We start from the raw sequence: 12,695 nt of genomic DNA, 5'->3' as shown, positions 1-12,695 counted from the left end.
GTGTATAACGATTCCGCATCATTACCACCTGATAGCCCCCGTAGGGAGCTATCAGGATCAAAAAGAGATGCTTGGATTGGTCTCGTTATGATTTTGTTTTCTGGCTTAATGCTGTTATGGGGGATACCGGCACAGATTTCAGATCGAGGTAGCTTTGGCGTACCACCCAGCTTTGCACCACGGGTACTCAGTGGCTTGATTCTTATTCTGGGTAGTTATTTAGTGTTGAGTAACTTCTGGGCTCTGATACCACAGCGCTCGAGACAGCAGCCAGCGCTGCAACAAACACCAAACCAGATATCTGATAAAACAGGAAAAGCACAGGAGCTGACTCTGGCCAACCTAGCACATCTAGCATTGTGTATCGGCTCGGGGGTTGGAATGTTACTGCTGATGAAGGTGATTGGAGATATATCAGGGCAAGCCAACTGGGGCTTTTTGATAGCAGCTCCTCTGGGGTTGATCGCTTTCACCGCAATTCACCGTGGCGCACCACTGAAAGCCTACCTGTTTAACTCGGTTGTGATGCCCTTGGTGATCTTTTCTGTTTTCTGGTTGGGCTTAAGCCTGCCATTACCATAGGAACTGCCTGATGGACGTTATGATTAATGCGATTTTAGACACCCTATCTCTGGCAACCTTACTATCCGTGGCATTGGGTGTAGTGCTGGGCATTATAATTGGTGCCATTCCTGGTTTGAATGCTCCTATGGCGATTGCCATTGCGATCCCTTTGACTTTTACCATGTCACCGCTGTCTGCCATTGGTATGTTGATCGGGGTGATGAAAGGCGGCGGTTTTGGTGGTGCGGTAGGGGCTATCTTATTAAATACCCCCGGTGAGCCTCATTCGGCAGCCACCACCTTGGATGGTTATCCATTGGCTAGATCTGGTAAGCCCCGTAAAGCGTTGCAAACTGCGCTTTACTCCTCGGTGATTGGTGATAGCTGCTCAGATATTGTGCTGATTTTATTGGCACCTACCCTAGCTATTTTTGCTTTGAAAGCGGGTCCGGTTGAGTTAGCGGCGATTCTAATACTGTCACTGACCTTAATCGCCTCGCTGTCGGGAAACTCCCTAGCAAAAGGTTTTTTTGCGACCGCTTTTGGTGCATTGCTGGCTACAGTGGGGATGGATCCTGAGACGGCGACACCGCGTTTCACCTTTGGTTATGTTGAGCTGTTTGATGGCTTGCCATTGGCTGCCATTGCGATTGGTGTTTTAGCCGTACCTGAAATTATTATGCGCCTAGAAGAGGGTCGACATTACGGCAAACATAAGCCAACTCTACATGATCAACATAAAGGTGAGGATCAATTAAAAACGAAAGAGTTTTTCGGCTTACGTAAAACTATTTTTCGCGGTGCTGCCATAGGTACAGTAATTGGTGCATTACCTGGACTAGGCACTACGCTGGCAGCCTTTTTAAGTTACGCTTCGGCCAAACGTTTCTCTAAAACGCCGGAACAGTTTGGTAAAGGCTCACTAGAAGGCATTGCTTCTACGGAGAGTGCCAACTCAGCAGTGTCAGGAGCTAACCTGATCCCTCTGTTAACCCTGGGAATTCCTGGCAATTTAACCGCGGCTTTGTTAGTGGGGGCTTTTCTGATTCACGGTGTGACCCCGGGACCATTGATTTTTGAGCGGGATACGGATCTGATCTACGGCCTGTTTGCCGCCATGATTATGGCTAATGTGATGGTGCTGTTGATCGGTCGTACCGGGCTACAGTTTTTTGCTCTGATTACTAAGGTACCGCCTTACGTGATTTACCCAGTTGTTTTATTGCTCTGTGTGGTGGGTATCTATGTCTCTCAGGGCGGTTTTTTTGCAGTATGGCTGATGCTGGGCTTTGCAGTGTTAGGTTATCTGATGATCAAGCTGGATATCTCGGTGGTGTGTTTTCTTATCGGTCTGGTCTTGGGTCCCATGATTGAGCTGTCGATTCGTCAGTCTGTGGTGCTGTTAAGCCAGAGCCCATCTTCCATTTTTGACTATGTTTTTGCGCTATCCCTACTATGTGCCACACCTATGGTGGCTTGGATTCTTATTCGAGACCGTAAGCGCGCGGGAAGCAACCAAAAGGAGTAAAAAACATGATAACGCCTTATCAACCTGACACTAAAGGCCCTCTGGAGGGCATTCGAGTGCTGGATATGACACGTCTGGCGGCCGGTAACATGATGACCCATATGCTGGCAGATTTTGGTGCCGATGTGATCAAAATTGAGCGCCCTGGCAAGGGTGATGATCTACGTTACTTTGGTGCGGGGGGACCTGGTGGAAAGTTTATGCTCGCTCGAAAAAGAGTCTGACCCTGAATATCCGCAGTGATGAGGGTAAAGCTTTATTGCTTAAACTGGTCGAAACCGCCGATGTACTGGTGGAAAACTTCGTACCAGGCACTTTGGAAAAGTGGGGCCTGAGCCCGGAAAAGCTTTGGCAGCATCAGGAGAATCTGGTGATTGCCCGTATCTCCGGTTGGGGGCAAACAGGTCCTTATGCCCATAAACCGGGTTTTGGTACCCTGATTGAAGGTATGTCGGGCTTTGCTTCTATGACCGGCTGGGAAGATCGTGATCCTCTGCTACCGCCATTGGCACTGGCAGATATGGTCTCCGGCATGACAGGCTTTGGTGGCACCTTGGCGGCATTGTTGGCGATCAAGTCGGGTCAAGCTAAGGGACAGGTTGTCGATCTGTCATTGTTTGAACCGCTATTTGGCATTCTGGGGCCTTGGGCAGCGACCTATCAGGTCACAGGAGAAGTGCCCAAGCGCCAGGGTAACCGCAGTGATGTGGCAGCCCCGCGTAATGTTTACCCCTGTAAAGACGGTAAACATCTAGCGATGTCAGCGTCGATGCAATCCATGTGGGAGAAACTAGCTCAGGCGATAAATCGGCCTGATCTGTTGGATGATCCTCGTTTTGCTACCCCTGGTGCTCGTATCGACAACGCCGAAGTGCTGGATGAGATTATCTCGGCGGTTATGGCAACCCGGACCCTGGAAGAGAACCTGAACTACTACGAACAAGCAGGCGTCACCGTGGGGCCTATTTGTGATATTTCGGATCTGATGAACCATGAATATGTGCGGGGTCGTGGGGTATTACAGGACTTCGCCGATGTTGATATGGGGCAGGTGTCCATGCATAACGTTTTTCCTCGCTTGAGTGAAACCCCTGGTGCTGTACGGGCTCCTGCTCCATCTCTGGGACAGCATAATCGTGAGATTTTATCCGAGCTGGGCTTTAGTACAGCACAACAGTCTGAGTTAGTGGATCAAGGTGTTATCTGATGTGGAATTCTCTGCTTTTTATTCCTGTGCTTGAGGAACGTTTTATAGCCAAAGCCCCTGAGCGGGGTGCCAGTGCCATCGTTCTGGATCTGGAAGCCAGTATCGCACATGAGCGCAAAGATGAGGCCAGAGCAGCTCTATTTACTGCGGTGGAGCATTTACGACCCCATACTCAAGTGACAGTGCGTATAAACTCTTGTTGGTTGGATGCCTATAAAGACTTAGAGGCATGCATAATTGAAGGGGTTTCTGCCGTACATCTGGCTAACTGCCAGTCCCCTGCTGAGATTGAGGCCATTGATGGCCTGATCTCTGAGTTGGAACAGGTCAGAGGACTTAAACCCGGAGCCATTCAGGTTGTGGCGATGTTGGAAAGTCCGGCTGGAGTACGACAAGCTTATGAGATCGCTACAGCTTCCGAGCGAGTTGTAGCCCTGACTCTGGGTGTTGAAGATTACGCCACTGAAATGGGTACCAAGGCCACCGAAAGCCTGTTAAGGCCTGCCGCTTATAACGTGATCCAAGCGGCGAGAGCGGCAGGGGTATCACCCTTGGTCGTACCGGCTTCAATGGCGAATTTTAGTGACTTCGAGGCACTGGAACGAGCGGCTGAGTATGGTAAAGCCTTGGGATCGGTGGGCGGTTATGCTGTACATCCAGGTCAGGTAGTAGTGCTCAATAAAGTGTTTACCCCTACTGAGCAGGAGATTAGCCAAGCAAAGCGTATTCTTGAGGCTGCCGAGCAAGCAGCTATTGAGGGTAAAGGTGTGTTTAAAGTGGATGGTTGTATGATTGATTTGCCTCTGATTAAGCGGGCGGAAGCCTTATTAAAGTCGGTACCGAAAGTATTTTGCTAAAGAGTTATTAAAAGAAGGCACGGGTCATTCGATTTGAATCAATAGGAGGATTGTATTAAGGAAACTACGATTAAGAAGTCGCAGAACACTCAACCTCTCTCTTTCGAATAAAAAAGCACAGGATGCTACTTGTTTTGATGCTTTTCACCACTAAACAAGCGAATTTAGCCTTGTTTAGTGGATTTTGAACGAATTAACCCCTTGCGGCTCGTATCATCTGGTCAATTCTAAACACATTGGCTAAGGCAAACAGCATCGCCAACTTGTTATCGTTTTTAGCCAGTCCTCGATAGATGGCTTTCCTAAAACCAAACTGACGCTTTATGATCCGAAACGGGTGCTCTACTTTTGCTCGGATACTGGCTTTGAGGTATTCCGTTCTGATGGGTTGCTTGTTTATTCTCGGGTGTTTCTTGAGAATTCGCGCCTTGCTTGGCATTTCTGCAATCAGCCAATCCGCTTTGATATCTCTGAGCTCTTCTCGTTTTTGTGCGCCTCGATAACCTGAATCCGCCGAGATAAAGGTTCCCTCCCCGTGAAGCAGCTTTTCTGTTTCTGTGATGTCGTGTACTTTGGCGGCTGTCGTGCTTAAACTGCTGTTCTGGCATCGACGCCAATATGAGCTTTTAACCCGAAAACCCACTGTTTTCCTTTCTGAGTCTGATGCATTTCAGGGTCGCGTGTATTCGTCTTATTTTTCGTTGAGCTAGCCGCTTCAATAGTAGTGGCATCAACGATCGTCCCTTCTTTTAAATAAATTCCTGCATTGGATAACCATTTATTTACTTCCTTGAACAGCAGACGGGAGAGCTTATGCTTGTCCAATAAGTGCCTAAAATTCATAATGGTAGCATGGTCAGGAATTGCACTGTCCAATGACAACCTGGCAAACAAACGCATTGAAGAGATTTCATAAAGTGCATCTTCCCCGGGGTCGCTCATGTTGTACCAATGCTGCATGCAGTGAATACGAAACATAGTAGACAGCGGATACGGTCTTCTTCCTTTCCCTGCTTTGGGATAGAAGGGTTCAATAACGGCTTCAAGCTGATCCCACGGCATCAGTTCGTCCATTCGAGTCAAGAAAATTTCTTTGCGTGTTTTACGACGCTTATTGTTGAATTCACTGTCGGCAAAAGTAAGTTGATGTGACATGGTCAAGCTCGAAGATTAAAAATTAATTGTCTCATGAGAAGGACTTATTCGCATCTTCCCTAACAAGTATGGCGATCTCGACCTAGGATTGGTAGATAATTGTAGGTACAATAAAAGTTGAATCTACTAGTAAAAAGTCATATTAGAATAACTAAAAAACTATGGCCTGTTTTATTGGAAATTTTAGAGATAATTATAATAGATCTTAGTTATTAAAAATGAAATGACAAACTATTGCCTACAGTTTTGAGATGCCTATGTCCAATTTTTATGATATTTCTGCTTACATTTCATATTTTAATAAATATTTTGATTCTGAGACCCCTGAAGGCTTTCCTTCACATTCTTATGAAACTCCAGAGGTACTTCTATTAGCGGCTAAAAAAGAGTTTCCGAATCATCCATGGCCCTATCTACAGCTTGGGAAAAAATCTATGGAAAGAGGAGATTACTTTGAGGCTCTTAGTGTTTATGAGGAAATGTCAAATAACATTCCCAAAAATAACGATGGATTTTTAGGTCGCATGGAAGCTTTAATTGCACTTGAAAACTTCGAGGAAGTTGAACTTCTATATTGTCAAAGGTTTGAGGATTATCCACAGCAAAAGTTAAACTCTGATGATGCTTTTATACTTATAGAAAGACTAATTAGAACAAAGGCTTTTCCATATTTCTCTAGTGTTGATTTTTCAGAATTGTCTTTCATTAAGCATGCTGTTCAAGATAATGTAGATTTTTTATATAAGATTTCTAATGTGTTCATGGGAAGTCTTTTTCACGAATATATTGGAATTGCTAATCAATACGTTACTGATCACGGTGGACGTTTTGTTTATATAAGTATGGACAACGTGTTTATGGTTGAGAATAAGAGCTCAACTGAAAAAGAATTATTGGCGCTAAAAATATGGGATCCTAAGCCAGACTTCGCATGGTTCCCATGGTTGCGGAGTTGTCCACCACATATGATAGAGATGTATGGAGAGTTACCTCAGTTTTCTATCGACTATATCCATAATATCCTTCCTAATCCATCTAATATTGTTCAAGGGACTAAAATTGTACCAGCTTCATTTACCTCGAAATTTGTTAATGTAGAGAAAAATTTACGTAAAACAAGCCCTTCCCTTGAAAAGGCTTCTAACAAAATTAAAATTTTGGGTGGCTCTGATGTTTTTGGCTTTGGTTGCGAAGATGCTCATACTATTTCAAGTTTCTTACAGCAGAAACTGTTAGAAGATAGCTCAGTTGATACATATAAAGTTGAAAATCATGGGTTACTTGGACACCCACTTCTGATTTGTATAAATAGCCTGTTACAGCAAAAGATATCTCAGGGTGATATTATTGTTCTATTTGGTTACCCAAAGCTTAAAAGTATTCCTCCTCAGCTAGAAAAACTTGAAAACTTTCACTGTAACCTATCCAGGCCGCACTCTCATGGAGAAATATTCATTGATTACTGTCACCCAGGATGGAATGGTAATAAAGTAATTGCGAATAAAATTTTCCAGTATCTATTTAGTCAAAAAGATGAAAATAATTTTGAAAATTATACTTTTAAACCAAGTGTGAAATTGGATCTTGCAAACGCTAGTATAGAACTTATAAAATATCTTATATATAAAAAGTCTTCTGAAACATGTGAAAAAGGCGAAGTGAAAAATTATATTGACTATATCAAGAATATAAAAATTAATGTTGATGGTAAAGTTGGAAGTGTAGCTGTAAATTGTAATCCCCTAACAAGTGGACATATTCACCTACTAGAATACGCTGCAAGTAATGTAGACCATTTGTATGTTTTTGTCATAGAGGAAGATCTATCATTTTTCCCTTTTCGAGTACGATTGCAATTAGTTCAAGAAGGGCTTGCACACCTTTCGAATGTAACTGTGCTTCGTGGAGGGCGTTATATTTGCACCCAATTTACTTATCCAGAATATTACTCTAAAGAAGAGTCCCCTAATGTTATTGCAGATGCTTCTATGGAGGCATGGTTTTTTTGTGAATATATAGCAAAGGCCTTGGATATATCTGTTATATTTTTAGGAGAGGAGCCTATATGCAAAGTAACCAATCAGTACAATCAGCAAATGAAAGAAATATTGCCAAAACATAAAATAGAAGTAGATATAATTCCTAGAGTTTCTTTTGAAGATTCTGTTATTAGTGCATCACATGTACGTAAACTTCTTCGAGATAACGAAATGAATAAAATAAGAAAAATAGTTCCAGACTGTACCTATAGATATTTGTTAAAAACAAAAAATAAATAAGCTTAAGTCGGGAAATGATAGGTTTTTCAGAAGGTTAGCTGTTATAAACTTCTATATTCCCGTAAAGCGGGACTAAGTATTTTGGCGGTATTTTCCGCTTGAGCTTGGAATCATTGATAGTGGTAATGGTGGGTCTATCACTTCTAATTAGGTGGCTAAATTTATTGTGCCACTACATATCGACGTCGTGGCGGTAGTGTGGGTTTATGCATGTTACGTTCCCATCTATTTTTAAATGGGAACTTCGCATCTCACTTATTTTCAGGCAACGTGTGAGCAGTCCACGCTTACCTTCATCCGGTGTTTCGAAGAGATGTTTACTCAGGATTGGTCAGTTAGAAGTGGTCTGTTGTGACTACATCAGGCTGCAGAAAAAATTGAGTCGACTTCGATGAAAGGATCTAGGTAGATTCAGGTTCTGCATTGATTCTATCTCCATGGCTTTTGGGTTGTGATATCACCAAGAAACGTAAGCTCTCAGTGCCATTATTCATTAATTGATGAGGTTCTTGAGCTGGAACGTGAATACCACTACCAGAATTGATCTCGACAATATTGCCTGATATTTCTATATGGGCTACGCCCGAAAGCACATAGAAGAACTGTTGGGATTCGTTATGATAATGTCGCTCTTCTTTTTCATTTGGAGGCACCTCCTCTTCGATTACACTTAAACTATCAGATTTAAGCAAGTGCCAGCCAACGGAGTTAATTCCCCATTTATAGCGCTCCGCATTTTCAGTATTTATGATCTTCATTATTTATCCTGGATAGCAGTAACTTAAAGGTGATTATCTTTCTCACATCATTGATACGCTCTAGATTTCAAGCACAATAGTAAGGGTATATGCGACGTTGATAGACCTTGTATAGTCCATTTGATTGTCTTTAATCTCGAAGTAATATGATCGAACACTTAGCCCGCTCTGTCACTCTGGCAGATACCGAGCCCAAGAAAAAATCATCGATTTTTGGGCGATGATGAGCCGCCATAATCGCCAGATTAATCTCTTTAGCTGTGATGTAATTGATAATAGTGTCTGGTGTAGAGCCCTCGTATACACGGAGGACGGGATGGACACTTTCTGGTATCACTCTATGCGAATAATCCTGTAATTTACGGGCGATATCTTTAACTGCGGTGATGTGATTTTTTTCACTAAAATAGGCTGCGATAAATGAGTTAGTAAAGCCGGGCACAACGGTGAGCATGTGTAGCTCAGATCCGTTTTCTGTTACTTCACGTAGTGCTAGCTTCAATGCATGTTCTGCAAATTCGGGTTCATTTAAATCAATGGGAACGAGTACTTTTTTAAACATCGTTCATATCTCCTGCAAACCTGACAACCTAGCGTGGATAGCTGGTTATCAGATTTCTTATCTGTCAGGTTGGTTAAACGTTAGTTAGCATTCACTGTATTGGAGAACACTACTCTAGCTGTTTTACGGCGACGTTGAAGCAAAAAAATCAATGCAAATAAAGCTAATCCAGGTATGTAGATCCACTCTTTAGCAGGCTGTACTTGGGGTATATCCACTGAAGTAATGACTTGGTCAAAGACCAGCCCAGCTTTTTCTGCAGGACTATCAAAACCGACGTAATCAACTACCGTTTTGCCATTATTGGTGAGCAAGGCTAATCCGGATGACTCTATCCGTGCTGCGCCATCTGTTCCATTACCTAATGCCATGCTAGCCATAAATAAACGGTTGTCCCCCACGTCATCTTCACCCTGAACCCATAACCGTAATTCAGTGCCTGCTACCATCGAGTTAGCCGCTTGAATAAGTTCTGTTGGCGCTATTTGTTTATGAGGCGGTATTATCTGGTCCATCCAAAAGCCGGGGCGGAAAAGAGAAAATGCGACTAGCATTAGCGCCATCGACTCATACCAACGGCTGCGAACAAGAAAGAACCCTTGAGTGGCTGCGGTAAATATCAGCATGGCGGCTGTGGCAACAATAAAGATCATTATTCCTTGAGACCATGTCACATTGATCAGCAAAAGATCGGTGTTGAAAATGAATAAGAAAGGTAGAACTGCGGTGCGCATACTGTAGTTAAAGGCAACAAAGCCTGTACGAATCGGGTCACCACCGGAAACAGCTGCTGCAGCAAATGAGGCCAAGCCGACTGGCGGTGTAACATCCGCCATAATACCGAAGTAAAACACAAACAAATGGACCGCAATTAACGGAACGATTAAACCAGACTCTTGACCTAGGGTAACAACAACGGGTGCTAATAATGCTGAAACCACAATGTAGTTAGCGGTAGTGGGTAATCCCATCCCGAGAATCAGGCTTAATATTGCGGTCAGTATCAACATGAGTAACAAGTTACCCATCGAAAGAATCTCAACCAAGTCGGCTAACACAGAACCAACGCCGGTTTGTGATACGGCTCCCACAATGATACCGGCCGTTGCTGTCGCGATACCAATACCAATCATGTTGCGAGCCCCTACGATCAGCCCATCAACAAGTTCGTTACCGCCTTTCCTTAGTTGATCAAGTAACGCTCCTTCTTGACGAAAGTAAGCTATGAGAGGTCGTTGAGTCACGAGTATAAGGATCATTAATACCGTTGCCCAGAAAGCAGATAGCCCTGGAGACAAGCGTTCAATCATCAAACACCATACCAGCACAACCACGGGGAGTAGAAAATGTAGACCGGACTTAACCGTCGGCCCCACTTCTGGGAGCTCAATCATAGGCGAATCAGCGCTATCTAATTTCAGGCTGGGCACTTTTGCGGCATAGCGTATCAAGTAAAGGTACGTTATCGCTAATAATGCAGCGATTATCCATCCCGCATTTTCACCAAAGACTGGTTTGATCCAGCCAATGCCATAATATACGACAGCGGCGAGGGCGGCCGTTACCATGAAGCCTGTTAATAAGCCGATAACGCGAAGGTGCCAAGGTTTGATCGCGCCGCGACGAGGTAGACCCTGCATATCTAATTTTAGCGCTTCTAAATGCACAATATAGACCAGCGCGATATATGAAATGAGTGCTGGCAAAAATGCATGTGTAATAACCTCTACATAAGAGATACCTACATACTCAACCATCAAAAATGCAGCGGCACCCATGACCGGAGGCATAATCTGTCCGTTAACAGATGAAGCAACCTCTACTGCGCCGGCTTTTTCAGCAGAAAATCCAACACGTTTCATCATCGGAACGGTGAACGTGCCGGTGGTTACCACATTGGCAATGGATGAACCTGATATAAGACCAGTAAGACCTGAAGCAACGACCGCCGCTTTGGCTGGGCCACCACGCATGTGTCCTAATAAGGAAAATGCTACCTGTATAAAATAGTTACCGGCACCCGCCTTATCCAACAGTGCGCCAAACAAAACAAACAGAAATACAAAACCAGAAGACACACCGAGTGCAATACCAAAAACGCCTTCAGTGGTTAGCCATTGGTGGTTGATAAGTTCTTTAAGCGTTACGCCTTTGTGAGCAATGATATCCGGCATATAAGGGCCGGCTAGCGAATAGGTTAAGAACACAACAGCCACCATCATTAATGGTGGTCCCAGCGTTCTGCGTGCAGCTTCGAGTAATAAGATAAGTCCAGCGACAGAGATTACTAAATCTTGTGTATTCGGAAGGCCTGGGCGGCTAACGAGCTGGTCATAAAACAGAAAGATATAGGAAGCACAAAAAGCAGCCACAAGGCTGAGTATCATATCGTTGAGTGGTACGCGGTGATGTGGCGAGCGGGTGAAGGCCGGGTAGGCTGTAAAGGCTAAAAATATTGCAAAGCCTAAGTGAATGGCACGGACTTCTGTGTCGTTGAAAATACCAAAACTACCAATCAATGGCCAATCATAAAAGGAAAGTGGTGATGCTATCCATAACTGGAAAAGAGACCACGCCAGCGCGGTTCCTAACAGAATTTTACCCTGCCAGCCGTGCGGAACACGTGCGCCGGTATCATTAGCGGCCACCATTTCTTGCAGTTCTGTTTCATCAATGGCTGTTTGCATATTACTGTTTTGCTTGTTCAAATTCGTCATATTCATCTCCCAGCGTTGGAATCAGGAACAAGAAAAAAGGGGTGCGGAACCCCTTCTTTGGCTAGTTATAAATTACATCCAGCCTTGTTCTTTGTAGTAACGAATTGCGCCTTCATGTAAAGGTGCAGACAAACCGTTTGTTATCATTTGCTTCTGATCTAAGTTGGCAAACGCAGGGTGAAGGCGTTTGAACTTATCAAAATTATCGAAGACCGCTTTAACTATCTGGTAAACAGTATCGGGATCAACCTTTGCTGAAGAAACCATTGTTGCAGCGTTGCCAAAGGTCTGTATATCGTCATCATTTCCTCTGTAAAGACCGCTCTTAATTATGGCTGGAGCGTAGAAGTCATTTTCAGCGATTAGTTTATCGATGATCGGCCCCGTCACTGGAATCAGTTTTGTATCACAAGACGTTGTTGCTTCTTTGATGATACCGGATGGGTGACCTACATTTGATAATATGACGTCGAGTTTGTTATCACACAGCGCCTGTGACTGCTCAGATGATTTCAGCTCAGCCGCCAACTTGAAAGAATCGCGGGTCCAGCCTTTTTTCGCCATGATCACTTCCATCGTACCGCGAGTGCCCGATCCTGGGTTATTCAGATTAACTCGCTTGCCTACCAGATCATCAAACGTTTCAACACCGGAGTCTGCACGAGCAACTACGGTGAATGGTTCGCTATGAATAGAGAATAAGGCGCGTAGATCTTCGAACTTTCCTTGTTCAATGAAAGAGTCATGCTTAGTGCCGTTAAGGGCATAAAACTGCCAATCTGATTGGGCTACCCCCATATCTAGTTGGCCTTGACGGATAGCATTTATATTTGCAACCGACCCTCCAGTTGATGGAGCTGTGCATTTGATTCCATGATCTTCAGTGCCTCGGTTAACCAAGCGACACATTGATTGACCAACAACATAGTAGACGCCTGTCTGACCACCCGTACCAATAGTCATGTAGTTCTGCTCAGCGTTGGCTGTCGTAGTGCTGAGAGCGGCGGTTAAACTAATAGCGGTTGAGATGATTAGTTTTGAAAGTTTATTTATTGTAGTCATGAAATT

General features: G+C 44.1%; 9 protein-coding genes and 1 pseudogene. 5 read left to right on the top strand and 5 right to left on the bottom strand.

The window, feature by feature from the left end:
* From AC0L4K_RS17515 to AC0L4K_RS17500, 4 genes and pseudogenes are all read left to right on the top strand, one after another.
* Entirely contained in the window at positions 1-582 is a 582-nt protein-coding gene (locus AC0L4K_RS17515) for a tripartite tricarboxylate transporter TctB family protein (RefSeq protein WP_473267381.1), read from the top strand.
* A 10-nt stretch (positions 583-592) separates the two neighbouring features.
* A complete protein-coding gene (locus tag AC0L4K_RS17510; RefSeq protein WP_473267380.1) occupies positions 593-2,092 on the top strand; it encodes a tripartite tricarboxylate transporter permease in 1,500 nt (499 codons plus the stop codon).
* 5 nt (positions 2,093-2,097) lie between these two features.
* Positions 2,098-3,299, top strand: a pseudogene (locus tag AC0L4K_RS17505) (CaiB/BaiF CoA transferase family protein).
* Positions 3,299-4,156 (top strand): HpcH/HpaI aldolase/citrate lyase family protein, encoded by an 858-nt coding sequence (locus AC0L4K_RS17500; protein WP_473267379.1) that lies wholly within the window; start codon positions 3,299-3,301, stop codon positions 4,154-4,156. Before AC0L4K_RS17505 ends, AC0L4K_RS17500 begins: the two are co-directional and overlap by 1 nt.
* A gap of 193 nt (positions 4,157-4,349) precedes the next feature.
* Here the strand turns inward: AC0L4K_RS17500 and AC0L4K_RS17495 are convergent.
* Positions 4,350-5,311, bottom strand: a protein-coding gene (locus AC0L4K_RS17495) for an IS5 family transposase (RefSeq protein ID WP_473267378.1) whose coding sequence is annotated in 2 segments (ribosomal slippage) — positions 4,350-4,760 and positions 4,763-5,311 — 960 coding nt in all. Because the reading frame shifts where the segments join, the coding sequence is not laid out codon by codon here.
* Between the two features lie 257 nt (positions 5,312-5,568).
* On the opposite strand from AC0L4K_RS17495, the gene AC0L4K_RS17490 reads away from it, so the two are divergent.
* Entirely contained in the window at positions 5,569-7,590 is a 2,022-nt protein-coding gene (locus AC0L4K_RS17490; protein ID WP_473267377.1) for a hypothetical protein, read from the top strand.
* A gap of 401 nt (positions 7,591-7,991) precedes the next feature.
* Here AC0L4K_RS17490 and AC0L4K_RS17485 read toward each other — a convergent pair whose 3' ends face one another.
* The 4 genes from AC0L4K_RS17485 to AC0L4K_RS17470 form a co-directional block, all read right to left on the bottom strand.
* Positions 7,992-8,348: a cupin domain-containing protein gene (locus AC0L4K_RS17485; protein ID WP_417227832.1), complete on the bottom strand. Its 357-nt coding sequence runs from the start codon at positions 8,346-8,348 to the stop codon at positions 7,992-7,994.
* Between the two features lie 130 nt (positions 8,349-8,478).
* Positions 8,479-8,910 carry a universal stress protein gene (locus tag AC0L4K_RS17480; protein WP_473267376.1) on the bottom strand — a complete coding sequence of 144 codons (432 nt, stop codon included), beginning with the start codon at positions 8,908-8,910 and terminating at the stop codon, positions 8,479-8,481.
* Between the two features lie 80 nt (positions 8,911-8,990).
* Complete coding sequence (locus AC0L4K_RS17475) at positions 8,991-11,627, bottom strand: TRAP transporter permease (protein WP_473269248.1); 2,637 nt, start codon at positions 11,625-11,627, stop codon at positions 8,991-8,993.
* A 72-nt stretch (positions 11,628-11,699) separates the two neighbouring features.
* Positions 11,700-12,689: a TAXI family TRAP transporter solute-binding subunit gene (locus AC0L4K_RS17470; RefSeq protein ID WP_473267375.1), complete on the bottom strand. Its 990-nt coding sequence runs from the start codon at positions 12,687-12,689 to the stop codon at positions 11,700-11,702.
* Positions 12,690-12,695 lie beyond the last annotated feature (6 nt).

It is taken from the genome of Amphritea sp. GJ51-11 (assembly GCF_055808735.1).
Note: the sequence above shows the minus strand (reverse complement) of the source record. Positions and strands in the feature narration are given on the sequence as shown.